Below are 23,954 nucleotides of genomic sequence, written 5' to 3' on the forward strand. Positions count from 1 at the left end.
TTCGGGCGGGGCTTGCGCCCCAATGTGGCATTGGGTGCGTTGGATGCACCCAATGTGGCGTTCGTTGCGTCCCATGCACCCAATGCCGCATTGGGGCGGCATCCCGGCGGCTGCGGGCCGGGCGGGGCGGTCCGTGAAGGGCTCCTTGAGGGAATCTGGGTCCGTGAAGGGGCCCCTCACGTCCGGAGCATGGTCGTGAGGGGAACCCTGCGGGAATCAGCGTCTGTGAGGGTTCCCCTCACGACAGGAAGGGCCGCCGGGAAGAAGTCAGGCGGCCGTTCGGGTTTGTGGGCTGAGGCCGGGGCGGCGCAATGCGCAAGCACCCCGGCCCACAGCAGCTTTTTTTACCGGCCTTGCAGCGATTTCACGTTGTCGCCGAAGGTCCAGCCTTTTGAGCCGTCCCAGTTGATTGACCAGTCCATCAATCCCTTGAGTCCGGGGACGCTCTGGTACGCCTGCGAGACCAGGCCCGGATCCATGTAGCCGCCGCCTGCGCCTGGTTGGGCTGGGAGGCCTGGGACTTGTTTGTCCAGCGGGACGCGGATTGTGGTGCCTTGTACGGTGAGGCCCTTGTCCAGGCATTGCGTCTGCACGGTGAATCCCTGCACGGTCCCGGCTTCGTAGCTGTCGCCGGAGCAGCCGTACATGGAGCCGTTGTAGTACTGCATGTTCAGCCACCACAGTTGGCCGTTGTCGGCGTACTTCTTGATGATGGGGAGGTATGCGCCCCAGATCGAGCCGTAGGTTACCGAGCCGCCCGTTACGTATGCTGTTTCCGGGGCCATCGTCAGGCCGAAGCCGGCGGGCATTTGGGACAGTACGCCGTCGATGATGCGTTCCAGGTTTGCTTGCGAGGCGGACAGCGAATTGATGTCGCCGCTGCTCGACAAGCCGGTCTCGATGTCGATGTCGATTCCGTCGAAATTGTACTTCTTCAGGATCGGCACGATGGTGCTGACGAACTTGTCGGCGACCGAGCTGGACGACAGGTCAATACCCGCTGCTGCGCCGCCGATAGACATCAGGATGGTGGCTCCGGCGTCCTTGGCCGCGCACATCTCGGCGGGCGTGGAGACCTTCACCGTCGAGTCCATGCCGTCTTCCCACTGCACGGTGCCGTCGGAAAGGATCACCGGGAAGGCGGCGTTGATGACGTTGTACCCGTGTGCGGCCATGCTGGGGTCGTTGATCGGCACCCAGCCCATGCCGGGGTGGACGCCGTTCGAGGCTCCGTCCCAGTTTTCCCAATAGCCTTGCAGCACCGAACCGGAGGGTCTCGGTTTTACCGCGCAGGTGTCCGACTGCGGAGCGGCCGCTGAGGCGGGGGCGATTCCCGCGAGCGGCAGTGCGAGCAGGGCCGCCACGGCGGTCCCGAACCAGCGCGATTTCCGTCCGTTCATCACGGCTCCCGTCCCCGGTAACGGTGGTGTCGCAACGGTAAGCGGCGCACCGGGGGATTCCTACCCCCGAACGTATGGTCTAGACAAATTCCGCCAGGGTGGTCTGGACAAGTGGACGAACACGGACCAGCCGGGCACGAGGCGCCGTGCCCGGCTGGTCCAGAAGGCCGAGAAACTAGAGTGCGGTTACTGCGTCAGCAGGCCCCGTTGTCGGTCCAGACGGCCCAGGAACCGGGTGCGCCCGGCTCAGCGCCGACGGAGTACCACGTCGAGGTCCACTTGTGGTTGTTGTACGAGACCACGTCGCCCGGACCGTAGAACGCGTTCGAGTCCCACGCCGCGATGCCGCCGCAGCCCGGCGGGGTGCCGCTGCCCACGGTGAGGGTGAAGTCCGAGGTGTGCGTGGCGTTCGCGCCGGTCGCGGTGATCGTGACCTTGCTGGTGCCCTTCGGCGTGCTGGCCGTCGTGGCGATGGTGACGGTCGCGGTGGCGCCGGACTGGATGGTCGCCGGGTCGAAGGTCGCGGTCGCGCCCGAGGGCAGGCCGCTCGCGGTCAGCTTGACCGACTGCGCGTTGCCGTTGGTGATCTTGGTGGTCACCGTGGACGTCGCCGACTCACCGGGCTGGACAGTCGCGGTCGCCGGGGACAGCGCGACCGAGAAGTCGTTGCCCGCCGGCGGGTTGCCGGTGCAGGTGGCCTCGCCCGAGACCGCGCCGACCGAAACCGCGTCCCACGCCGCCTTGGTGGCGTTGAACTCGGTGCAGCTGCCCGGGAACAGGTCGACCGCGGCCTGAAGGGTGGCCTTGCGGGCCGCCTTGTGGTTCCAGGACGAGGTCTTGTGCAGCAGGCCGTTGTAGAAGATCTTGCCCGCCTTCTGGATGCCGACGCCGGTGACGCTGCTGTTGTTGCAGGTCGGGCTCGACGGCTGGCCGTCCGAGGGAGAGCTGCCCTCGGCGAGCAGGTAGAACCAGTGGTTCTGCGGGCCCGCGGCGGCGTGCACCTCGGTGTTCGGGATCGACGACGAGTAGCAGTTCGGGTCGCCGATCTGGCCCGGGTTGTACATGTAGCGGATCGGGCCCTGTCCGACCAGGTTGACGCCCTCGCCGACGGTGAAGTCCGGCTTGTCGACCGGGTTGTTCGCGTAGAACTCGGTCAGCGCGCCGAAAATGTCGCCGGTGGACTCGTTGAGCCCGCCGTTCTCGTTGCCCGAACCCGCGCCGCCCGGCGTGTTCTGGAAGATGCCGTGCCCGAACTCGTGGCCGACCACGTCCATCGACGTCGCCTGGCGCTGGTTGTCCTGCGAGTGGCCGAAGTGCGTGGACGAACCGTCCCAGTACGCGTTGACGTCGTTCAGCCCGACCGAGGCGGGGAACCCGCGGCCGTTGCCGTCGATGCCGCTGCGGCCCAGCCAGTCCTTCAGCATGTTCCACTCGGTCTGCACGCTGTAAAGCGTGTCGACGCAACCGGTTTCGAGGTCGGTGCCCTGCCCGTTGCCCCAGTTGTTGCTGGACTTCGTGAACACCGAGCCGTTTTCGCGGCCGCAGCTGATGCCCGACCGGTTCGGGTCGCGCATCGAGTACGAGCTGCCCGACCCGGTGGTGTCGATGCTGACCTGGCCGACGTAGTAGCTGTTGCCGTTGCCCGCCGCGGCGGGGGCCGCGGCGTTCGCGCCGGACTTCGCCGGGCTTTCGGCCTTCACGTCGTCGCGCTGGTCGAGGACCTTGCCGGTGGCGGCGTCGACGAAGACGTGCAGGTTGCTCGGCGCCTTCGCGGTGCGGCCCTTGACGACGACCTCGTAGGCGAGTTTCGGCTGTGCGCCGCCGAGAACGACCAGATCAGGCTTGCTCACCGTGCTCACGGTCGGCAACTGGGCGCGGGCGACCGAGGCCGCGCGCGCCGCGTCGACAGTGGGCTTGGTGCCCACGGTGATGGCCGCGCCCTCGGCGGAGTCGGTGCCGCGCACGCGGCCCGTTCCGTCGGCGACGATCACCGCATCCCCGCCGACGACCCGGAGGCCGTCGTAGGTGCGCTCGTAGGAGTTGTAATACAGCCCGGCGTCGCCCAGGGTGGTGCTGACGCGGTGCAGGCTTTCGGCCGAGCTCTTGCGGAGCCCGACCGCGCCTGCGGCGGCGGCCCGGTCGGCGGCCGCGATCGCGGTGGCCTGCGGGTCTGCGGTGGGGTGGGCGGGGGCCGCGGATGCCGGGGTCACCGGCAGCGCGAGCAGGGAAAGGGCGAGACCGGCGACACTTGCGATGCCGGTGGCGAGCCCTCTTCTGGACGTCATCGACAGTCCTTTCGGGGTACACGATGGGGAAAAGCGCAACGCGTTGAGCTGGGCTGATCAGGCCGCGGACACCGTGAGTAAAAAAGCGCTCACGGGGGCGGTCAATGCGCTGAACGGACCAGCGGGACCTCGGGGGCGATCGGGACTATTCCCCGCAAGTAGCCCCGTAGCAGGGAAAACGGCGGTTTGGGACGGGCCGGACGACTTTCGTAGGTAGTTCCTGACAACCGGCCGTTGGTAGGAGGACCGGAACCCGCTGGTGGTCCGCTTTCCCGCGTTCAGCCGCGGGCAACCGAGCCGTCACGCTCCGGTGCCGCCTCGGGCGCCCGCCGCGGCCGATCGGCCCGTAGGCTTGGCTGGTGAGCGAACAGTCTGAATTTCCCGACGGCCAGTACCCCGAACGTCCGGTGGAGCGGCACAAGGGCCCGGTGGTGCTCCGGCGCGATCGGCGCGACCAGGGCAGCACCACCGATCAGCGGCTGCTCGACTCGCGGGGGCCGAGCGACTGGGTGCACACCGACCCGTGGCGCGTGCTGCGGATCCAGGCCGAGTTCGTCGAGGGATTCGGCGCGCTGGCCGAGGTTCCGCGCGCGGTGACCGTGTTCGGTTCGGCGCGCACCAAACGCGACCACCCGGAGTACGAACTGGGCCGCAAGATCGGGGCCGCGCTCGCCGACGCCGGGTTCGCGGTGATGACCGGCGGCGGTCCGGGCGCGATGGAAGCGGTGAACCGCGGCGCGAACGAGGCGGGCGGGTTCTCCGTCGGGCTCGGCATCGAGCTGCCGTTCGAGCAGGGTCTGAACCCGTGGGTCGACCTCGGCGTGAACTTCCGCTACTTCTTCGCGCGCAAGACCATGTTCGTCAAGTACTCGCAGGCGTTCATCTGCCTTCCCGGCGGATTCGGGACGCTCGACGAACTGTTCGAGGCGCTCACGCTGGTCCAGACCAAGAAGGTCACGAAGTTCCCGGTGGTGCTGTTCGGCACCGACTACTGGGGCGGGCTGTACGACTGGATCGCGAAATCCGTGCTCGACGGCGGGAAAATCGGCGAGAAGGACCTCGATCTGCTGCACTTGACCGACGACATCGACGACGCGGTGCGCGTCGTGCAGGAGTCTTATCAGGCTTGGGAGGACACGCACTGATGCGGATCTGTGTGTTCTGCGGTTCGGCGCAGGGTTTTTCGCCGGAGTATGCCGAAGCGGCGGCCGGCGTCGGGAAACTGTTGGCGCAGCGGGGAATCGGCCTCGTCTACGGCGGCGCGAGCGTCGGCACCATGGGCGTGGTGGCGAACGCCGCGCTCGCCGCGGGCGGCGAAGTGATCGGCGTGATCCCGGAAGTGCTGTCGAACGTGGAAATCGCGCACGGCGGTCTCACCGAATTACACGTGGTCGCCGACATGCACCAGCGCAAAGCGAAAATGGCCGCGCTGTCGGACGCGTTCGTCGCGTTGCCCGGCGGGGTCGGCACCCTCGAGGAATTGTTCGAGGTGTGGACGTGGGCGCAGCTCGGTATTCACCGCAAGCCGATCGGGCTGCTCGACGTGGCCGGGTATTACTCGCCGCTGGTGGCGTTCGCCGATCAGATGCTGGAGAAGGGATTCCTGCGGCCGGAAACGCGGGAGCTGATCAGCGTCGCGTCCGACGCGGACAAGCTGGTCGACATCATGAGCCGCTCGGTCGGATAAGGCGCCTACGACGCTTTTTCGTCCGGTCGCTTGTGATAGGTGTCGACGTATTCCTGCCCGGACAGTTCCAGGATCGCGTACATGATCTCGTCGGTGACCGAGCGGCGGATCGCCGAGGACGAGTCCTGGCCCTCGTAGCGCGCGAAGTCCAGCGGTTCGCCGAAGCGGACCTTGATCTTGGCGAGCCGCGGGATTTTCGCGCCGTTCGGCTGGATGCCCTCGGTGCCGAACAACGCGACCGGGACCACCTTCGCCCCGGTGGACAGCGCGAGCGCGGCGACGCCGGTGTGCCCGCGGTGCAGCCGTCCGTCGAGCGAGCGGGTGCCCTCGGGGTAGATCGCGAAGACGCCGCCGTCGGTGAGCACCTTCCGGCCCGCTTCGAGCGCGGCGAGCCCGGCCTGTGCGTTGCCGCGTTCGACCGGGACGTACCCGAGCGCGTCGAGCGATTTCGCGATGAACCGGCCCTTGACGCCCTTGCCCGTGAAGTACTCGGCCTTGCCGAGGAACCGGACCTGCCGCGGGGTGGTGAACGTGATCACACCCGTGTCCAGCGCCGCCCGGTGGTTGGAGGCGAGCAGCACCGGACCGTCCTCGGGGATGTTCTCGACCCCCTCGACCTGGGGCCGGTAAAGCGCGCGGACCAGCGGTCCGAGCACGAAACGGACGAGCAGCGACAGCAAGGGTTCTCCCTCCGGAGGATCGGGCACCGGCTCCAGCATGGCACGATCGCCTCCATGAGCTGGTTTCACCGTCGCACCTGGCAGGAGCCCGGGTGGAGCGCCGCGGACATCCTCGCCGCCAAACGCGGCCGGACCGTGTCGGTCGTGCTGCCGGCGCTGAACGAGGAGGAAACGGTCGCCGCGGTGGTCGCCTCGGTGCGCCCGCTGCTCGGCGGAGTGGTCGACGAGCTGGTGGTCGTCGACTCCGGTTCCACCGACGCGACCGTCGAGGTCGCCGCGGCCGCCGGGGCTCGCGTGGTGCGCCGCGAGGACGTCGTGCCGGAGCTGCCGCCGCGTCCGGGCAAGGGCGAGGTGCTGTGGCGCTCGCTCGCCGCGACGACCGGCGACGTCGTGGTCTTCCTCGACTCCGACCTGGTCGACCCGGACCCGGCGTTCGTGCCGTCGCTGCTCGGCCCGCTGCTCACCGAGGACGGCGTGCACCTGGTCAAGGGCTTCTACCGCCGCCCGCTGCGGCTGGAGAGCACCGGCGGCGGCCGGGTCACCGAGCTGCTGGCGCGCCCGGTGCTGTCCGCGCTGCGCCCGGCCCTCGGCGAGCTGGTGCAGCCGCTGGGCGGCGAGTACGCGGGCACGCGCGAGTTCTTGGAGTCGGTGCCGTTCGCCGGGGGATACGGCGTCGAGATCGGCCTGCTGCTCGATGCCGAGGAGCGCTACGGCCTCGACGGGTTGGCGCAGGTCAACCTCGGCGTGCGCAAACACCGCAACCGGTCGCTGCTGCAACTCGGCGTGATGGCCCGGCAGATCCTCGGCACCGCGCTGGCCCGCTGCGGGATGCCGAGCGCGGAGGCGGCGCGGTTCACGCAGTTCGTGCAGGTGTCCGGGGAGTGGGTGCCCGACGTGACGGAGGTGCCGGTGGCGGATCGGCCCCCGATGCGGGAGGTGCTGGCCGCCCGGCGGGAATGACCTTCTGTCTACAGTGGACAGAACGCGGCTTCATCGAGATGTCATCGCCGCGCGCTACGTTCCGGAGCCGATCCGATTCGAGCAGCGGGGCGATGGACGTGGCCGAAGACCGACTGGATCCCGCGAGCGCGCGCCGGCTGAAACTGCGGGATCTGGTTCTTCGGCAGCAGGGACGGTTTCCTGGCCGCCCGTGCCGGGCGAGGCGAAGGTACGTGAGGGGAACCCTGAGGGAATCTGATTCCTTCAGGGTTCCCCTCACGTACCTTCACCGGGGTCACGCGGCCCGGGCAGCCACGACTCAACCGCACCCGCAACCTCGCCTTAAGTTCCTGGCATTGGGACTTACACCGCCACGATGGACCCGGTGCAGGCCGAGTGGCTGGCCGGTCTCGCCGAGCCGAAGGGGATCACTCGTCTCGGCGGCGGACGAGTCCGGCTCACCGCTGTCGTCGTCGCGCTGTTCCGTGGGTCGCCGGAATCGCAGCCGTACGTCGACGCCAACGACCTGTTCCACCTCGATCCGATGGACCCGCCGATCCAGCTCATCCGGGAACCGTGACCGCTAGCCGGCCGTCTTCGACCGTGAGGATCTGGTCGAACCCGGCGACGTGCTCTGGCCGGTGCGTCACCAGCACGACGGTTCCCTTCGCCTGAGCGAGAACCCGCGCCAGGACCTCGTCGCCGTGTGCTGGGTCGAGGCCTTCCACCGGTTCGTCGAGGACGAGGACCGGGGGTGCGGCGAGTACCGCGCGGGCGAGGATCAGCCGTTGCCGTTGACCGCCGGAGAGGGCGTCGCCGTCTTGGCCGGTGTCCCGGTCCAGCGGGAGGTCGAAGCCGGCGGTTTCGCAGGCGGCGCGCAGGTCGTCGTCGGTGGCTTCCGGGTTGGCGAGCAGCAGGTTTTCGCGGACGGTCGTGGCGAAGACGTGTGCGTCGGCGAGGGCTCCGGAGATCACGGCGGGGTGCGGTCCGGTCACGGGACGGCCGTCGACGGTGATCGAGCCGGACGTGGGGGCGACGAAGCCGAGCAGGACGTGCAGCAGGGTCGTTTTTCCGGCGCCCGACGGGCCGAGGACGCCCAACCGGGTGCCGGGCGGCAGGTCGAGATCGATGCCTTCGAGCGCGGCGCGGCGGCCGGGATGCTGGACGCCGACGTTGGTCAGCCGGAAATGCCCTGGTCCGGGGATCGGTTCGGGGGCTGGGTCCGGCGCGGCGAGGACGGCGCGGACCCGGCTCAGCGAGGCGCGGATTTCGGGGATTCGCTCGGCGGCGGGGAGCAGCGGAAGGACCAGTTCGAACAGGGCCATTGTGGTCAGGGTGAGGGCGGCGGTGACCGGGATGCTCGCGGGGCTGAGCAGCGCGACCGCGGCGGTGGTCGCGAATTGCACGACCACTCCGGCGGCAGTGGCCAGGGCGAGGCGGCGGCCGGTGCGGCGGGATTCTGCGGCCAGCTTGTCGATGACCGTGGTGGCGCGGGCTTTTTCTCGTTGTTCCCAGCCGTAGGCGATGAGTTCGTGGCGGCCGAGGACGAGTTCTACGGTGCGTTCGGTGAGTTCTTGACGTGGCTCGGGGGCTTCGCTTCGGGGGATTAACAGAAGTCCTGTTGCGAGCAGTCCGATGAGGACAACCCCGGCCAGCGGAAGGCTCGCCAGCCCGGCGAAAACCACAACTGCTAGACCGACAGTGCCCGCGACCACGGCCGGTAGCGCTAGCCGGAGGATGGCGTCCTGCACAGCGTCCACATCGGACACTAGCCGGGTGACCAGATCCGCGCCGGAGTGTTCGGCGACGCGGCGGGGGATAAGGGCCTGGTACACCCGGGTCCGGAGGGAGCCGAGATAGCGGAGGACAACGTCGTGTCCGGCAAGGCGTTCGGCGTAACGGAGTCCGCTGCGCGCCAAGGCGAAGACGCGCACGGCGACAATCGCGAGGGTGAGCGCGGCGAGCGGAGGTTGTTCGGCGGCACGCATGAGCAGCCAGGCCGCGGTGCCGGTCAGACCGAGCCCGGCGAGTTCGGCACCGACGGCGAGGAAGGTCGCGCGGACGAGTTTCACACCGTCACCCCGTGGTTGAGTTCGACCGTCCGCGACGCGAGTGCTGCCAGCGCGGGTCGGTGCGCGACCAGGACCGCGGTGCGGCCGGGCAGCAGTTCCTTGGCACCGGCCAGCACAGTCGCTTCCGTGCGGGCGTCGAGGCGGGCGGTGGGTTCGTCCAGCAGGACGAGTCCGGCTTCGGTGCGGGACAGAGCTCGGGTCAGTCCGACGCGTTGGCGTTGCCCGGCGGACAGTCCGGCGCCCAGTTCGCCGATCTGCGTCGCGTAGCCGTCGGGGAGGTCGGTGACGATGTCGTCAACGCGGCGTCCGCCGGTGTTTTCCTTGAAGGTGCCGCGAAAGAGCGTCGGACGTTGCGGTAGCCACGCCGTGTCGCGCAGCCAGGACGAGTGGTCGAGGGTGCGCAGGTCGACTCCGTCCACGAGCACTCGCCCGGAGGTCGGCTCGACGAAACCCAGCAGAACGGCGAGCAGGGTGGATTTGCCGGAACCGCTCGGTCCGACCAAGGCAAGGTGTTCGCCGGATTGAATCGTTAAGTCTACTTCGGACAGTGCGCAAGTTTCGCCGTAATGCACGGATACGTGGTCGAATACCACCTCTGGTGGACCGAGGCGACGTGTCTGCGTACCGGATCGACGGATTGTCGTTGGCGCGCTGAGGATTTCTTTCCATGCGGTGAGTCCTTCGGCGGCGGCGTGGAACTTCGCTCCGGCGGCGCGCAGTGGCAGGTATGCCTCGGGGGCGAGAACCAGGACCAGCATCGCGGTGTGCGCGGTCATCGAGCCGGACAGCAGGCGGAACCCGATGGGTACTGCGACAAGCGCGATCGACAGGGTGGCGACGAGTTCCAGCACCAGCGCGGACAGGAAGGCGACTTTCAATGTCCGGATGGTGGCGTCGGCGTACGCGTCGGCCATTTCGCGCACGATCCGGGTCTGGGCTTGCGCGCGGCCGAACAGTTTGAGCGTCGGCAAACCTCGGACGACGTCGAGGAAGTGTCCGCCCAGTCGCGTTAGGAGTGTCCACTGTGTACGCGCTTTCGTGTGCGCACCGATCAACGCGCCGAAGAGCGGGATCAACGGGACGGTGGCGGCGACGATCAAGGCGGAGGTCAGGTCGGCAGTGAAAAGCCTTGCCAGTACTGCGATCGGGACCACGACCGACAGCACCATCGCTGGCAAGTAGCCCGTGAGGTAGGTGGCGGTGGCATCGACGCCTTTGGTGATTCGGGTGGCGGTCACGCCGGGGTTGCCGGTCGCGTCTAGCAACCGACGACGCAGGCCTGCTTGTGCCGATGCCGCGAAGTGGCTGGTGAGCAGGCCCTGCGCGACAACGAGCAGAAGCCTCGCCCCGACGGCGACGCACAGGGCGACCGAAATGCCGCCGCCGGTGAGCAGGGTCGCGAGCCCGTCCGCCTGGACGAGCACGGTGACAGCGGTGCCGACGCCCAGCACGGCGAGCGCTGCGAGGTAACCGCGAAGACCAGGCATGGTGAGTCTCCTTTAATAGTGCAGCAACGACTTCTCGTCGACCGGACGTCGGTGCGCCCGCCAGGTCAGCCACTGCACGACGACCAGCACGAGGAGCGTGGGCGCGGCGAACCAGCCGAGCACCGCGGCCATGTCCGGCGTGGTGGCGGCCTGGTCGACGGTCAGCTGGTAGCCCGCGCCGGAGGATAGGACGACCGGGAACCGCAGCACGCCGACCAGCAGCGCGGGGCACGCGCTCAGCAGCATGACGGCGGGGAGCGCCAATCGTGGTCGCCGGAGTCCGAAAAGGACCGTCAGGTAGGCGGCGAAGGCGACCGCTACTACCGCCAGTGCGGCCCAGGAACCGCCGAAGAAAGCTCCCCAAACCGTCGCTGTCACCAGGAAAACGCCCACCGGGAGCAGGAACGACCGGGTCAGCCGACGAACCCGTCCGGCAATTTCCGCCGGGCCACGTACTGCGAGGAAAACCAAGCCCTGCAAGCAGAACAGGGCGACAAACCCAAGCCCCCACAACACTGCGTACGGGTTGAACAACGCCAGAACGTCGTCGACCGGACGGCCCTGTGCGTCGAGTGGAAGCCCGCGCACGAGGTTGCCGAGGAACAATCCCCACGAGACCGCGGTGACCAGCGCACCCGCGGTAATGGCGAACGTCCACCCGCGCCGGTTTCCCTCCGGATGTCGACTCCGCAACTGCACTGCCGCGGTGAACGTGACCAAGCCCAGCAGCAACAGCACAATCAGCACGTAAGCCCCGGCGAACACCCGCCCTTCCAGATGCGGGAACGCGCCGAACAGCACGCCGACCGCCGCGACCAGCCACACCTCGTTCGCCAGGAAGAACGGGCCGACCGCGCCGAGCACGCGCCGCTGTCCAGCCTCGTCGCGGGAGAGCGCGGGCAGGAGCATCCCGACGCCGTAGTCGTAGCCTGCCAGCGCGAAGTAGCCGCCCAGCAGCAAACCGAGCACACCCCACCAGATCGTCACCACGGGTCACACTCCACTCAGGACAGGAAGTTCGGTTTCCGCCGCGGCGACGGCCGGACCGCGTTTGGCGATCCGGGCGAGCAGCACCCAGTCGGCGACGGCCAGCACGGCGAACAACAGCGTGAAAGCGATGAAGGAGAACAGGATCTGCCCGCCGCTGACGTCGGCGACGGCGTCCGCGGTGCGCAGCTTGCCCCACACCAGCCAAGGCTGACGGCCGATCTCGCGGACCAGCCAGCCCAGGATCGCCGCGATGAACGGCACGGCGATCCCCGGCACCATCAGGATGAGCACCGGCCGTGCCCGGAGCAGCCGGTCGCGGAACAACAGCAGCGTGCCGACTAACGCCGCGAAGAACGCGAAGAAGCCGATATTGATCATCATTCCGAGCGGCAGCCCGACGGCGACCGAACCCTTGAACTTGTCCGGCTGATACCCGGCGACCTCGGCGAACTGCGCGAACCCGGCCTGGACCACCAGCACGCTGCCGATCAGCGACGTCACCACCCCGATCCGCAGCGACCGGCGGAAGAAGTCGATCTCGCTGGTGCGTTTGAGGAAGTGGTACGCGCTGACGCCGGTCACGAAGAAGCCGCCGGTCAGCAACGCGGCCCCGATAACGTGCGGCAGCGACGCGACGAGCGCCGGGTTGGCGAACAACGCGCCGAAGTCGTCCAGCCGCAGCACGCCGTTCTCCATCCGCGAACCGACCGGGTTCTGCAGGAACGAGTTGGCGACCATGATGAAGAGCGCGGAGGCGTACGCGGTGAGCGTGACCAGCCATAACACCGCCAGGTGCAGCCACTTGTTCATGCGGCCGCGGCCGAAGATCCACACGCCGAGGAACGTCGATTCCAGGAAGAACGCCACCAGCGTCTCGATCGCGAGCGGCGCGCCGAAAACGTCCCCGGCGAACGCGGACAGCTCGGTCCAGGTCATCCCGAACTGGAATTCCATCACGATTCCGGTGACGATTCCGAGTGCGTAGTTGACCACGTACAGGCGGCCCCAGAACGCGGTCATCCGGTGCAGCTGCTCGCCGCCGCGCAGCGTCGCGCGGGTCTGCATGATCGCCACCATGGTCACTAAACCCAGGGTGAGCAGCACAAACAGGAAGTGGAACGTGGTCGTGGTCGCGAACTGGAGTCGCGCTATCGGCAGTGGGTCCATGCCGACGGAGCCTATACGTAGCGCCGCTACATGTAGCGGCAAAACCCATGAGATCGGGGTGATCTCAGGGTTTTTCCCGGACGGTTCGGGGAGGCGCGGAGATTAGCCTGCCAGGGTCAAGATGAGTAGACTGCCGACCTATGAAAGCGGACACGTTGCGCGGACACCTCGACGCGTTGCTGCTCGCCGTACTCGACGGCCGCAAGCTGCACGGATACGCGATCATCGAGGCTTTGGCGCTGCGCAGCGACGGAGCGCTCGACCTGCCCACCGGCACGGTGTACCCGGCGTTGCGCCGGCTCGAGCGCGCCGGCTGGCTTGCCAGCGAGTGGGACGTGGTGTCCGGCCGCAAGCGGCGCACCTACCGGCTCACTCGCGCCGGGCAGCAGGCGCTGGCCGCGGAACGGGTGCAGTGGCGGGAGTTCACCACGGTGATCGGTGGAGTGCTGGAACCATGACCACGACAAGCCAGACCGCGGCAAGCCCCATCGAGGCCTACCTGGCCGAACTGGACCGCGCGCTGATCGGCCGCCGCGGCACGAAAGCGGACCTGCTCGCCGAAGCCCGCGACGGTCTGCGCGACGCGGCCGAGGCGTACCGCGAGGGCGGCTGGAGCGAGGTCGAGGCGCAACGCCGCGCGGTGGCGGATTTCGGTCAGGTCCGCGAGATCGCCGGTGACTACCAAGCGGAACTGAGCATGCACAACGGCGTACGGACGCTGTGGCTGCTCGTGCTCGGCGTGCCCGCGATGCAGACGTCGTGGGAGGTGGCGCGCATCTTCACCTACGGCTCCTGGTCGCGGCTGACCACGCCGAACCCCGGCTGGTATCCGTACGTCACGCAGTTCACCCACGCCGCGATCTACGCCGTGCCGGTGCTCGGCCTGCTCGCGCTGCTGGGCATCCGGTTCCTCAGCCGCCGGTTCGACGGCGTCCGCACGGCCCGGGTCAGCCGGACGCTCGGCGCGATCGCGGTGGGCCTCAACCTGTTCTCCGTGCTGCTGCTGATCGGAGCGACCGGCGTGGTCGACGCGGCGCGGCTGTTCCTGAGCGGCCCGTGCGGCGTGCTGATGGTCGCCTGGGTGGTCCTGTCGTTCCGACTTGTCGTGCTAGCGCGACGTTCCTGGCGGCGGTGTGCCACGATCGTCGCGTGACGACCGCGCTGATCTACCTCGTAGTCATGCTGCTGGTGGCCGCCGTGGTGTTCCTCCTGGCCGCTGTGGTGTTCGGCCGGGGCGAGGAACTGGCGCCGCTGCCGCCGGGCAGCTCGCCCACTCGTCTGCCCGCCGAGGACATTACCGGCGAGGACGTCCGCCAGGTACGCTTCCAGCTGGTGTTCCGCGGGTACAAGATGTCCGAAGTGGACTGGGTGCTGCGCAGGACCGGCGTGGAACTGGACGAACTGCGCGAACGGGTCGCCCGGCTCGAGGCCGCGCAACAGCCCCGCGAAGCAGCGCACCGGAGGCCGACGGGTGAGTGACCTGGTGCTGTCGGTAGACGTCGCGGCACCGGCTGGCACGACCTGGCTCGCACTCACCGACTGGGCCCGCCAAGGCGAGTGGATGCTCGGCACGCAGGTACGGGTCGTCGAGGGCAACGGCCGCAGCGTCGGCTCGAAACTCGCGGCCTTCACCGGCTTCGGAGGCATCGGCTTCACCGACACGATGGAGATCACGACCTGGGAACCGCCCCTGCGCTGCACGGTGCGCCACCTGGGCAGCCTGGTGCAGGGAACCGGCGTGTTCCAGGTGCTGTCGAAGGGCGCCGGCCACTGCACCTTCGTGTGGGCCGAACACCTCAAACTGCCCTTCGGCCTGCTAGGCCGCGCAGGCTGGCCCCTGGCGCGCCCCGCGTTCGCCCTCGGTGTACGCCATTCACTGCGACAGTTCGCGAGGTTCGCGGAAAATTATTCAATGGGGGAACAATGACGGAGCTACTGGGCGAAGACGGCATCGCCCGCTGCAGCTGGGGTAACTCAGCCCCCGATTACGCGACGTACCACGACGAGGAGTGGGGCGTCCCGCTCCACGGCGAGGCCGAGCTGTACGAACGCCTGTGCCTGGAATCGTTTCAGTCCGGACTGTCCTGGATCACCATCCTCCGCAAACGCGAGAACTTCCGGAAGGCTTTCCGAGGCTTCGCACCGGAGAAGGTCGCCCGCTTCAGCGAAAAGGACGTCAACCGCCTCATGCAAGACGCGGGAATCGTCCGCAACCGCGCGAAGATCGAGGCAGCCGTGAAGAACGCCCGCGCTGTCGCAGACCTGGACATCCCACTGGACAAGCTGCTGTGGTCCTTCGCCCCCGCGAAACACCGCCGCCCCCGCACCATGGCCGACGTCCCGGCGATCACCGACGAGTCGAAGGCAATGGCGAAGGACCTGAAGAAGCGCGGCTTCGCCTTCCTGGGCCCGACCACCTGCTACGCGCTGATGCAAGCCACCGGCATGGTCGACGACCACGTAAAAGGCTGCTTCCGCGCAACGTGAAGTACGTGAGGGGAACCCTCACGTACACAGATTCCCCCAGGGTGGCCCTCACGACCGGCCGCTCGTTCGGTGAGGGGCCCCTTCACGGACGTGGATTCCCCCAAGGAGCCCTTCACGGACCGCCCGGCCGCTGCCCGCCCCGCCCGCCACCCGGGATGCGCCCCCAATGCGGCATTGGGTGCGTCAGATGCACCCAATGTGGCGTTCGGTGCATCCAACGCACCCAATGCCACATTGGGGCGCTAACCCCCACCCCAACCAAACCGCCGCCGGTGCACCCAACAATCAGTTGCACCCACCCCCCCGCAGCCGATGCACCCAACGAGCGAGGCACCCAGCCCTCCCCCGCACCCCGATACGAAGCTCTCCTGCGGTTCGGGGGTGCTTGTCAAGGCATCTTTCCCGCCTTGACAAGCACCCCCGAACCGTCAGCACAATCAAGCTTCGGGGTGGCCCACGCAACCCTCTTTTTATGCGGCGCAGCCGCTCCTCTTTAACCTTCACTTCCCCTGAAAATTAGGCCGCCGCTTCCCCACAAACGCCTCCACAGCCTCCGCATGATCCGCAGTACCCCCCAACTCCGTCTGCGCAGCGTCCTCAGCAGCCAACGCCTCCTCCAACGAAGACTCAGCCGCCACCCCCAACACACCCTTGATCTTCGCGTAAGCCACCGTCGGCCCAGCCGCGAGCTTCGCCGCCACCTTCTGCGCCCGAGCGGCCAGCTCCTCGTCCGGCACAACCTCCCCGACGAGCCCGATCCGCAACGCCTCCGCCGAGTCCACCGTCCGCGCCATCAGCATCAACTCGGCAGCCCGCCCGTACCCGATCAACCGCTGCAACGTCCACGACGCGCCCGAGTCCGGCCCAAGCCCGACATTCGCGAACGCCATCAAGAACGACGACGACTCAGCCGCGATCCGCAGGTCACTGGCATACGCGAAGGCCGCGCCAGCACCGGCCGCGGTGCCGTTCACCGCCGCGATGACCGGCTTCGGCATCCCGGTGATCGCCTTGACGATCGGGTTGTAGTGGTCGCTCACCGTGTGCAGCGGGGCCGGGTCGTTCGCCTGCAGCAGGCCGACGTGCTCCTTGAGGTCCTGTCCGGCGCAGAACGCCTTCCCGGTGCCGGTGAGCACCACCGCGCGGACGTCCGGGTCCTCGGCGGCCGCGCGCAGCTCGGCGATCAGGCGCTCCTTGAGCTCGACGGTCAGCGAGTTGTACGCCTCCGGCCGGTTCAGCCGCAGGGTGCGCACGCCGTCGGCGTCGGCGGTCAACAGGACGTCGGATGTGGTCACGAAATGCTCCTCTGAAGCGGCGGCTCGGGTTCTCGGGACTGAGTCTCGCACCCTCGGCGGGCGGCATACCAGCACCGATGCGGCGGCAAATGATCGGTCCGCGTTCGCGCCCGGGCGCTGATGAGGGACAATGGGGGACGAGACCCGGCTGGCATGGGAGTGCGCGACCCGGGCGCGCCGGTTGAGACGGAGGGAGCACGCTATGGCGGCCATGAAGCCCCGGACCGGAGATGGTCCCCTCGAAGTGACCAAGGAGGGGCGGGGCCTCGTCATGCGGGTGCCACTGGAGGGTGGCGGCCGGCTGGTCGTCGAGCTCTCCGCGGAGGAAGCGAAGGACCTCGGCGCCGCATTGCAGGAGGTCACTGGCTGACCTGCGCTCTCCCCGCTCTGTCCACTGTGCACCCCGGTCTCCTTCTGGAGGCCGGGGTCGGTTCGTCTGCGCCCTAAGGTTGCTCGCTGTGCGTAACTCGCTACCACCCGTCCCCACGAAGCTGCCCGAAATCGAGGTCGTCGCCGCGACGCGCCGCGGAGTCCCGCGAGCAGTGCTGATCGCGCCGGCCGAGGCGGAGGAAGGCACAGCGTACGGGTCGAGCGGACGTGCCGCCGAAGTACGCGAAGTGCCCGAAGACGGCGACGCTCCGCGCTGGGTCGCCGGTATCGGCGAAGGCGCGCCGAAGGACTTTCGACAGACCGGTGCCGCGTTGGCGCGCGCGTTCCGCGAAGCGGCCGGGGACCGTCCGATCCGGACAGTCCAGGTCGTACTGCCCGAAGACGCGACAGCCGAGCACGCAGCCGAATTGGCGATTGGACTGTCGCTGGGCGGATACCGGTTCGTGGTCACCACGACAGAGCCGAAGCCGCCGGTGCTCGCCGTACGCCTCGTCGTCGCGCACGAGCGTGCCGTGCCCGCGTACGCAGACGCCGTAGCGCGCGTACGCGTTCTCGCGGCGGCTGCTGCCTTTACTCGCGACCTGGCGAACACGCCGTCGAACATCAAGAACCCGGCGTGGCTGGCGAACACCGCGGCGAAGGTGCTGGGCGGCACGGTCGACGTGACCGTGCGGGACGAGAAGTGGCTCGCCGACAAGGGGTTCGGCGGAGTCCTGGCGGTCGGCGGCGGTTCGGCTTCGCCGCCGCGCCTCATCGAGATGACGCACCGCCCGCGCGGCGCGACGAAGCACCTGCTGTTCGTGGGCAAGGGGATCACCTTCGACACCGGCGGCATTTCGCTGAAGCCCGCCGACGGCATGCACCTGATGCGCACCGACATGGCGGGCGGCGCGGCCGTGATCGCCGCGATGCGCGCGATCGGGGAGCTGAAGCTGCCGGTGCGCGTCACCGCGCTGGTGCCCGCGGCGGAAAACCACGTCTCCGGCGGCTCGTACCGGCCCGGCGACATCGTGCGGCACTACGGCGGCCGGACCACCGAGATCGGCAACACCGACGCCGAGGGCCGGATGGTGATGGCCGACGCGCTCGCCTACGGAATCGCCCAGTTCAAGCCGGACCTGATCGTCGACGCGGCCACGCTGACCGGCGCGATGAAGGTGTCGCTCGGCCTGCGCACCGGCGGCGTCTTCGCTACGGACGACGACCTCGCCGCCCGCGTGATCGAGGCGGGCGCCCGCGCCGGGGAGGCGTGGTGGCGGATGCCGCTGGTCGAGGACTACGCGACCGGCGTCGAGGGCGAACTCGGCGACGTCCGGCAGGCCCCCGGCGGCCCGGGTGGGATCATGGCGGCGCTGTTCCTGCGCGAGTTCACCGCGGGGCTGCCGTGGGCGCACCTGGACATCGCGGGCCCGGCGCGCGCGGACAAGACGTACGACGACGTGGTGCCCGGCGCGTCCGGGTTCGCGGCGCGGACGTTGGTGGAGTTCGCGGCTTCCTACGAGGGCTAGCCGGACGCTGCCGCGGCGGGAGTCGCCGCGGCAGCACGGGGCTAGTTCTTCCCCGCCAGCTCTTCCTCTCGGCGGGTCAGCACGATCGGGTCCCCGTCGGTGATCGCGACCGTGTGCTCGGAATGCGAGGTGCGCGAGCCGTCCGCGGAACGGATGGTCCAGCCGTCCGGGTCGTAGACGATCTTGTCCGTCGTGCGCGCCAGCCACGGTTCCAGCGCGAGCGTCAGTCCGGGCCGGAGTTTCATGCCGCGGCCTGCCCGGCCGCGGTTGGACACGTGCGGATCCCCGTGCATGGTGCGGCCGATGCCGTGCCCGCCGAACTCGGTGTTGACCGGGTAGCCGTAGCCGGTCGCGACCGCCTCGATCGCGGCCGAGATGTCGCCGAGCCGGTTGCCCGGGCGGGACGCCTCGATGGCGGCTTCCAGCGCTTCCTCGGTGGCCCGGATGATCCGCTGGTCCTCCTCGGCGGGCGTGCCGACGATGATCGTGCGCGCCGAGTCGGCCGCCCAGCCGTCGATGGTGACCGCGATGTCCGCGGTGAGCACGTCGCCGTCGCGAAGCGTGTAGTCGTGCGGAAGGCCGTGCAGGACGGCGTCGTTGACCGACAGGCAGATGACGTTGCGGAACGGGCCCTCGCCGAACGACGGCGCGTAATCCCAGTAGCACGAGACGGCCCCGCGCCGCTTGATCATGCCGCGCACGTGGTGCTCGATGTCCATCAGGTTGACGCCGACGTCGGCGAGCTTGCCGACCTCGGTCAGCACCTCGGCGATGAACCGCCCGGTCACGTGCATGCGGTCGATCTCCGCAGGCGTCTTCAGCTCGATCACGACTACCTCGCGTCCTCAAGTTCCGGTATTTCTATACCGGAAACGCTAGCACGGTACCGGGATACAAATACCACCCCGGCGGCTAATCCGTCCTGCCGAGCACGTGGTCGCGGAACGCTTGGACGGCGGGCGAAAGCGGTTCCCCGGCGCGCCAGGCCAGCCCGATCGTCCGGTGGACCGGCGGGTGCAGCGGCACCTCCGCGACCCCGGCAGGGGAGCCCGGCTCGAAGCGCGGCAGCAGCGCGACGCCCAGCCCGGCCCCGACGAGTCCGCGGACAGTGTCGGATTCCTGGCCCTCGAAGGCGACCTTCGGCGTGAAGCCGGCGGCAGCGCAGAGGTCGTCGGTGATCCGGCGCAGTCCGTAGCCGGGTTCCAGCAGCACGAACGGCTCGTCGGCCAGCTCCGTGACGCGCACGCTGCGCCGCCCGGCCAACCGGTGCCCGGCCGGGACCGACAGATGGATCGGCTGCCGGTCGAGCACGACGGTCTCCAGCCGTTCGTCCTCGACGACCGGGGCAAGCAGAGCGAGATCGAGTTCGCCGGACACGAGCCGGTCGACCATGTCCTGCAACGAACCCTGCACGAGGGAGAACCGGGCGGTCGGGGCCTGTTCGCGATACCTGCGCAGCAATTCCGGCACCAGCGACCGGCCGAGCAGGTGCAGAAATCCGAGCACGACGCGGCCGCTCGCCGGTTCGATCTCCTCGCGCGCGAGGCGGACCCCGGCGTCGACCACGGGCAGGGCGCGTTCCGCCGCGTCGGCCAGCAGCTCGGCGGCGCGGGTGAGCCGGACACCGCGCCCGTCGGGCACGGTCAGCGGCGCGCCGAGAGCCTGTCCGAGCGCGGCCAGCCGCCTGCTGACTGTGGGTTGCGGCACTCCGAGGAGCTCGGCCGTGCGAGTGACGTTTCCCGTGCTTCGCAGCGTGGCCAGCAGACACAGGTGCGGGACGAGCTGCGCGGTGAGGCTCTCATTCGGCACGGTATGAATGATGGCAGATCTGCGTATTAGACGTATTGATTAGCGAAGCTTACTTTCGAGGTCATGCTGTCCTCCGCCCGCCGGGCCAAGGTCGCGGTCGCCGCCGCTGGCTTCACGTCGTTCGCCCTGCTCTACGCCCCGCAGGCGGTCCTGCCGCAGCTCGCCGGGCAGTACCACCTCGATCCCGGCGGCGCGGCGCTCGCGGTGAGCGTGGCGACCGGCGCGCTGGCGATCTCCGTGCTGCCCATCGCCGCGCTGTCCGAGGCGATCGGGCGGCGGCCGGTGATCATCGCGTCCGTCGTGCTCTCCTCGGTGCTCGGGCTTCTGCTTCCGCTGATGCCGAACTACCCGCTGCTGCTGGTGCTGCGCGCGGTACAGGGCGTCGCGATCGCCGGATTCCCCGGCGTGGCCACGGCTTATCTCGTGGAACGGCTCGGGAAGACCGGCGTCGCGGCCGCGGTCGGCGCGATGATCGCGGGCAACACCATCGGCGGCATGACCGGACGGCTGGCCACCGGGTTCACCGCCGGTCCGTTCGGCTGGCGCGGCGCGCTGTACGTGGTGGCTGGGCTTTCGCTGGTCTGCGCGGTCGTGACCGTGGTGACGCTGCCGCCTTCTCCGGTCCGGACGGGGGAGCGGCAGGGCCTTCGGGACATCGGAGTGGGCCTGCTTTCCGCCGTGCGCCGGCCGGTGTTGCTCGCGCAGTACGCCGTCGCGCTGCTGGCCATGGGCGCGTTCGTCGCGCTGTACAACGCGGCCGGGTTCCGGCTGACCGGCGAGCCGCTGAACCTGTCGCCGGCGATCGCGTCGCTGGTGTTCGTGTCGTACGCGCTGGGCTCGGTTTCCTCAGCCACGGCCAATCGATTGTCCGCGCGGATCGGCCGTCGGCAGGCGCTGGTCGGCGTGCTGCTGCTGACCGCCGTCGGGGCGCTGCTGACGATTCCTGACTCGCTGCCGTTGATCGTCATCGGCTTCCTCGTGTTGACGACGGCGTTCTTCGCCGCGCATTCGATCGCGAACAGCTGGGCCGCGGCCGAGGCTCCGGAGAACGCGCGCGGGCAGGTCGGCGGGCTGTACATGCTGATGTATTACCTGGGCAGCAGCGTCGGTGGCGGGGTCGGCAGCGTCGTCTACGGAGCGGACGGGTGGAGCTGGTTGATCGTGGCCGTCGTGGTGTGGCTCGGGCTGGCCGTGGCGGCGGTGCAGATGGGCACGCGGGTGCGGAGCGAGAAGCGGGTGCTGGTGGGCAGCTGACCGCTCACGAGCACGCGGTGGCCACCAGCAGCCCGCCGCCGACCGGCAGCAGCGCCGGGATCAGCCGGTCGTCCTCGCGGACCGCTCGCGCGACCTCGCGCAACGCCATCGTCTCCGGGTCGCGCCGCGCCGGGTCGGTGAGCCTGCCGCCCGCCAGGACCTGGTGGAACACGATCACCCCGCCGCGGCGCAGCAAGGCCACGCCCTGCTCGTAGTAGCCCGGGTACTCGATCCGCGCGGCGTCGACGAACACCAGGTCGTAGCCGCCCGGCGTGAGCCGCGGCAGCACGTCCAGCGCGCGGCCGACGATGAGCCGCATCCGGCCCGGCGGATAGCCCGCCTCGAGGAAGGTCTTGCGCGCCGCCCGCTGGTACTCCGGCTCGACGTCGATCGAGGTCAGCACGCCGTCGGGGGCCATCCCGCGCAGCAGGTACAGCCCGCTCACGCCGGAGCCGGTGCCGACCTCCACGACCGCCCGCGCGGCGACCGTCGCGGCGAGAAACCGCAGCGTCGTGCCTGCTCCGGGGGCCAGCGGGGCGCACCCGAGGTCGACCGCGCGCAGCCGTGCCGCGGCCAGCACGTCGTCGTCGGGCAGGTACCCGTCGACCTGCTCGGCGCCGACCGCCCCGGTCTCGGCCGCCGCCTCTGTCCCCGAACTCACGCGCGAAGGTTAGCGCTGGTTGTCGATAAATCAGCGAAGGCTCCCTGGTAAGCGCCTTCCGGCCCGGGGGAAAGCCCGCGATCGCCCTGGAAAGGACCTCGCCGGCCAACTTCTCAGGCTGCTCTCAGATCGGTCTCATGAGTTCCATAAGGAAGGCCGACAGACTGAGTCTCAACCACACGGGAACACCGTGTGCCCGGCCCGCGTTGGCAGAGGTGAAGAGGAGTTGACCCAGATGGAGGTGCCTGCTCCCCTGATGCAGAACGCCGAACTGCCGGAAGCCGCCCCGGTGACCGTGGACGCAGCCGAGGCGGCTTGGACGCCGCCCTCGTGGGACGAGGTCGTGCGCGAACACGCCGACCGCGTGTACCGGCTCGCCTACCGCCTCACCGGCAACACGCACGACGCCGAGGACCTGACCCAGGAGACGTTCATCCGCGTCTTCCGGTCGCTCGCGTCGTACAAGCCCGGCACCTTCGAGGGCTGGCTGCACCGGATCACCACGAACCTGTTCCTCGACATGGCGCGCCGCCGCTCGCGCGTGCGCATGGAGGGCCTGCCCGAGGACACCGACCGGATCGTCGGCGACGACCCGAGCCCCGAGCAGCACTACAGCGACACCCACCTCGACCCCGACCTGCAGGAGGCGCTCGACGAGCTGCCCCCGGAGTTCCGGGCCGCGGTCGTGCTGTGCGACGTGGAAGGACTGTCGTACGAGGAGATCGGCGCGACGCTGGGCGTCAAGCTCGGCACCGTGCGCAGCCGCATCCACCGCGGCCGCTCGGCGCTGCGCGCGTCGCTGGAGCGCCGTCGCGCGGCCCGGGAGGAATCTGCGAAGGTGCCCGTATGACCGGCTGGCGTTTCGCCGAATCCCACCTCATGCCCGACGCGGTAGTCGCACTGGTCGACGGCGAGCTGACGCCGGTCGCCCACGACCGCGCGCTCGCGCACCTCGCGCGCTGCCCGGACTGCGCGGCCGAGGTGACGTCGCAGCGGCAGGCCGTCGCGGCGGTGAAGGACGCGGGTGCGCCGTCGATGTCGGCGGGTTTCCTGGCCAGTCTCCGGTCGATTCCGGAGCACACTGACCTGCCGGGCACGCCGGACAATCTCGCGGTCACCTCGGATGGTCAGCTGGTGGCGATCCAGCGGCCGGATCGGGTGGCTGGACTGCGCGACGCGGGGGTGCTCGGAGGTGCCGCGCCGTTGGGAACAACCGCGCCGCTCGGGCAGTCGGCGAACGTGCTCGGCGGCGGTCGGTTCGCTTTCAGCCGGAAGCGGGCAGCGCAAGGAGCCGGAGTCGTGGTGTCCGGGCTCGTGCTGAGCGCGCTCGCGCTCGTCGGGACCGCGGCGGATAGCGGGGAAGGGTCCGGCGGGAGCGGGCCGGTTCGGACGCCTAATGCGAACTTGCTGCCGGCGAATATGAATGTGCCTCGGGCTGGTGGGCCTTCTTCCTCTCCTGCGCCTTCTCCTTCGTCTTCGCCGGAGCCGGAGCCGGAGCCGGGGGAGGCTGGGGTGGTTCGGGCTGGGGCTGCTGTCGCGGCTCGGTAGATCGCGGGCGGCTCGTCGCCTGGCGGCGACATTGCGCCCCTTGGTTGCGTGGGGCACCCCGAAGCTTGATTGTGATGACGGACGGCGGGTGCTTGTCAAGGCGGGAAAGATGCCTTGACAAGCACCCGCCGTCCGCATTTGGGCTTCGTATCGGGGTGCGGGGGTGGTGTGGGTGCCTCGATGCGTTGGGTGCACCGGCTGCGGTGTGGTGGTGGCGGGGTCCGGTTGCGGGTCGTGAGGGGAACCCTGAGGGAATCTGCGTACCTGAGGGTGGCCCTCACGTACGAGTCGGCGG

Annotated in this window: 25 protein-coding genes; 14 read left to right on the forward strand and 11 right to left on the reverse strand. The window is 69.2% G+C overall.

From position 1 onward, the window contains the following. Window positions 1-344: 344 nt before the first annotated feature. Both EIZ45_RS40970 and EIZ45_RS40975 read right to left on the reverse strand, forming a co-directional pair. Entirely contained in the window at window positions 345-1,400 is a 1,056-nt protein-coding gene (locus EIZ45_RS40970; RefSeq protein ID WP_037815951.1) for a chitinase, read from the reverse strand. 194 nt (window positions 1,401-1,594) lie between these two features. After that, the gene (locus EIZ45_RS40975; RefSeq protein WP_167756695.1) at window positions 1,595-3,685 is read right to left on the reverse strand and encodes a M4 family metallopeptidase; all 2,091 of its coding nucleotides are present in this window, start codon (window positions 3,683-3,685) and stop codon (window positions 1,595-1,597) included. A gap of 359 nt (window positions 3,686-4,044) precedes the next feature. Here EIZ45_RS40975 and EIZ45_RS40980 point away from each other — a divergent pair, with 359 nt between their 5' ends. After that, window positions 4,045-4,830, forward strand: a complete 786-nt coding sequence (locus tag EIZ45_RS40980; protein ID WP_037815948.1) for a TIGR00730 family Rossman fold protein — start codon at window positions 4,045-4,047, stop codon at window positions 4,828-4,830. Next, on the forward strand, window positions 4,830-5,372 hold the full coding sequence (locus tag EIZ45_RS40985; RefSeq protein ID WP_200864309.1) for a TIGR00730 family Rossman fold protein: 543 nt from the start codon (window positions 4,830-4,832) through the stop codon (window positions 5,370-5,372). The genes EIZ45_RS40980 and EIZ45_RS40985 overlap by 1 nt, the downstream gene beginning before the upstream one ends. 5 nt (window positions 5,373-5,377) lie before the next feature. Here the strand turns inward: EIZ45_RS40985 and EIZ45_RS40990 are convergent, their stop codons facing one another. Further along, window positions 5,378-6,052 (reverse strand): 1-acyl-sn-glycerol-3-phosphate acyltransferase, encoded by a 675-nt coding sequence (locus tag EIZ45_RS40990; RefSeq protein WP_134668882.1) that lies wholly within the window; start codon window positions 6,050-6,052, stop codon window positions 5,378-5,380. Window positions 6,053-6,106: 54 nt separating this feature from the next. Here EIZ45_RS40990 and EIZ45_RS40995 point away from each other — a divergent pair, with 54 nt between their 5' ends. Together EIZ45_RS40995 and EIZ45_RS41000 are read left to right on the forward strand one after the other, a co-directional pair. Further along, entirely contained in the window at window positions 6,107-7,012 is a 906-nt protein-coding gene (locus EIZ45_RS40995) for a glucosyl-3-phosphoglycerate synthase (protein WP_134668831.1), read from the forward strand. A gap of 355 nt (window positions 7,013-7,367) precedes the next feature. Then, entirely contained in the window at window positions 7,368-7,571 is a 204-nt protein-coding gene (locus tag EIZ45_RS41000; RefSeq protein WP_134668833.1) for a hypothetical protein, read from the forward strand. Here the strand turns inward: EIZ45_RS41000 and cydC are convergent. The 4 genes from cydC to EIZ45_RS41020 are packed head-to-tail and all read right to left on the reverse strand — an operon-like array spanning window position 7,555 to window position 12,707. After that, entirely contained in the window at window positions 7,555-9,063 is a 1,509-nt protein-coding gene (gene cydC / locus EIZ45_RS41005; RefSeq protein WP_134668835.1) for a thiol reductant ABC exporter subunit CydC, read from the reverse strand. The two genes, EIZ45_RS41000 and cydC, sit on opposite strands and share 17 nt — an antisense overlap. Beyond that, on the reverse strand, window positions 9,060-10,550 hold the full coding sequence (cydD, locus tag EIZ45_RS41010; RefSeq protein ID WP_134668837.1) for a thiol reductant ABC exporter subunit CydD: 1,491 nt from the start codon (window positions 10,548-10,550) through the stop codon (window positions 9,060-9,062). Before cydD ends, cydC begins: the two co-directional genes overlap by 4 nt. Before the next feature lie 12 nt (window positions 10,551-10,562). Further along, complete coding sequence (cydB, locus tag EIZ45_RS41015) at window positions 10,563-11,540, reverse strand: cytochrome d ubiquinol oxidase subunit II (RefSeq protein ID WP_134668840.1); 978 nt, start codon at window positions 11,538-11,540, stop codon at window positions 10,563-10,565. 3 nt (window positions 11,541-11,543) lie between these two features. Further along, window positions 11,544-12,707: a cytochrome ubiquinol oxidase subunit I gene (locus EIZ45_RS41020; RefSeq protein ID WP_134668842.1), complete on the reverse strand. Its 1,164-nt coding sequence runs from the start codon at window positions 12,705-12,707 to the stop codon at window positions 11,544-11,546. Between the two features lie 140 nt (window positions 12,708-12,847). Here EIZ45_RS41020 and EIZ45_RS41025 point away from each other — a divergent pair, with 140 nt between their 5' ends. Genes EIZ45_RS41025 through EIZ45_RS41045 form a run of 5 tightly spaced genes read left to right on the forward strand, consistent with a single transcriptional unit; the run spans window position 12,848 to window position 15,194 of the window. Beyond that, a complete protein-coding gene (locus EIZ45_RS41025; protein WP_037815937.1) occupies window positions 12,848-13,165 on the forward strand; it encodes a helix-turn-helix transcriptional regulator in 318 nt (105 codons plus the stop codon). Continuing rightward, the gene (locus EIZ45_RS41030) at window positions 13,162-13,860 is read left to right on the forward strand and encodes a permease prefix domain 1-containing protein (protein WP_134668844.1); all 699 of its coding nucleotides are present in this window, start codon (window positions 13,162-13,164) and stop codon (window positions 13,858-13,860) included. The genes EIZ45_RS41025 and EIZ45_RS41030 overlap by 4 nt, the downstream gene beginning before the upstream one ends. Next, window positions 13,857-14,186 (forward strand): DivIVA domain-containing protein, encoded by a 330-nt coding sequence (locus EIZ45_RS41035; RefSeq protein ID WP_037815935.1) that lies wholly within the window; start codon window positions 13,857-13,859, stop codon window positions 14,184-14,186. Before EIZ45_RS41030 ends, EIZ45_RS41035 begins: the two co-directional genes overlap by 4 nt. Continuing rightward, window positions 14,179-14,634, forward strand: coding sequence for an SRPBCC family protein (locus EIZ45_RS41040; protein WP_037815932.1), 456 nt, complete (start codon window positions 14,179-14,181; stop codon window positions 14,632-14,634). Before EIZ45_RS41035 ends, EIZ45_RS41040 begins: the two co-directional genes overlap by 8 nt. Further along, window positions 14,631-15,194, forward strand: coding sequence for a DNA-3-methyladenine glycosylase I (locus EIZ45_RS41045; RefSeq protein ID WP_134668847.1), 564 nt, complete (start codon window positions 14,631-14,633; stop codon window positions 15,192-15,194). The genes EIZ45_RS41040 and EIZ45_RS41045 overlap by 4 nt, the downstream gene beginning before the upstream one ends. Window positions 15,195-15,694: 500 nt before the next feature. Here the strand turns inward: EIZ45_RS41045 and EIZ45_RS41050 are convergent, their stop codons facing one another. Beyond that, the gene (locus EIZ45_RS41050) at window positions 15,695-16,489 is read right to left on the reverse strand and encodes an enoyl-CoA hydratase-related protein (protein WP_037815927.1); all 795 of its coding nucleotides are present in this window, start codon (window positions 16,487-16,489) and stop codon (window positions 15,695-15,697) included. A gap of 202 nt (window positions 16,490-16,691) precedes the next feature. Here EIZ45_RS41050 and EIZ45_RS41055 point away from each other — a divergent pair, with 202 nt between their 5' ends. After that, entirely contained in the window at window positions 16,692-16,859 is a 168-nt protein-coding gene (locus EIZ45_RS41055) for a DUF3117 domain-containing protein (RefSeq protein ID WP_005155393.1), read from the forward strand. 88 nt (window positions 16,860-16,947) lie between these two features. Continuing rightward, the gene (locus EIZ45_RS41060) at window positions 16,948-18,387 is read left to right on the forward strand and encodes a M17 family metallopeptidase (RefSeq protein WP_134668849.1); all 1,440 of its coding nucleotides are present in this window, start codon (window positions 16,948-16,950) and stop codon (window positions 18,385-18,387) included. 41 nt (window positions 18,388-18,428) lie between these two features. On the opposite strand, the gene map is transcribed toward EIZ45_RS41060, so the two are convergent. Both map and EIZ45_RS41070 read right to left on the reverse strand, forming a co-directional pair. Then, window positions 18,429-19,217 (reverse strand): type I methionyl aminopeptidase, encoded by a 789-nt coding sequence (gene map, locus EIZ45_RS41065; RefSeq protein ID WP_134668851.1) that lies wholly within the window; start codon window positions 19,215-19,217, stop codon window positions 18,429-18,431. Between the two features lie 82 nt (window positions 19,218-19,299). After that, window positions 19,300-20,196: a LysR family transcriptional regulator gene (locus tag EIZ45_RS41070; protein WP_134668853.1), complete on the reverse strand. Its 897-nt coding sequence runs from the start codon at window positions 20,194-20,196 to the stop codon at window positions 19,300-19,302. A 63-nt stretch (window positions 20,197-20,259) separates the two neighbouring features. Between EIZ45_RS41070 and EIZ45_RS41075 the strand changes: the two genes are divergently transcribed. After that, window positions 20,260-21,450 carry an MFS transporter gene (locus EIZ45_RS41075; RefSeq protein WP_205670271.1) on the forward strand — a complete coding sequence of 397 codons (1,191 nt, stop codon included), beginning with the start codon at window positions 20,260-20,262 and terminating at the stop codon, window positions 21,448-21,450. A 4-nt stretch (window positions 21,451-21,454) separates the two neighbouring features. On the opposite strand, the gene EIZ45_RS41080 is transcribed toward EIZ45_RS41075, so the two are convergent. Then, window positions 21,455-22,111, reverse strand: a complete 657-nt coding sequence (locus EIZ45_RS41080; protein ID WP_009072906.1) for an O-methyltransferase — start codon at window positions 22,109-22,111, stop codon at window positions 21,455-21,457. A 235-nt stretch (window positions 22,112-22,346) separates the two neighbouring features. Between EIZ45_RS41080 and sigE the strand changes: the two genes are divergently transcribed. After that, window positions 22,347-22,961: an RNA polymerase sigma factor SigE gene (sigE, locus tag EIZ45_RS41085; RefSeq protein ID WP_037815916.1), complete on the forward strand. Its 615-nt coding sequence runs from the start codon at window positions 22,347-22,349 to the stop codon at window positions 22,959-22,961. Beyond that, window positions 22,958-23,659 carry an anti-sigma factor gene (locus tag EIZ45_RS41090; protein WP_134668856.1) on the forward strand — a complete coding sequence of 234 codons (702 nt, stop codon included), beginning with the start codon at window positions 22,958-22,960 and terminating at the stop codon, window positions 23,657-23,659. The genes sigE and EIZ45_RS41090 overlap by 4 nt, the downstream gene beginning before the upstream one ends. Window positions 23,660-23,954 lie beyond the last annotated feature (295 nt).

Origin of the sequence: Amycolatopsis sp. CFH S0740 (assembly GCF_004522315.1) — a bacterium.
Lineage (GTDB): Bacteria > Actinomycetota > Actinomycetes > Mycobacteriales > Pseudonocardiaceae > Amycolatopsis > Amycolatopsis nivea.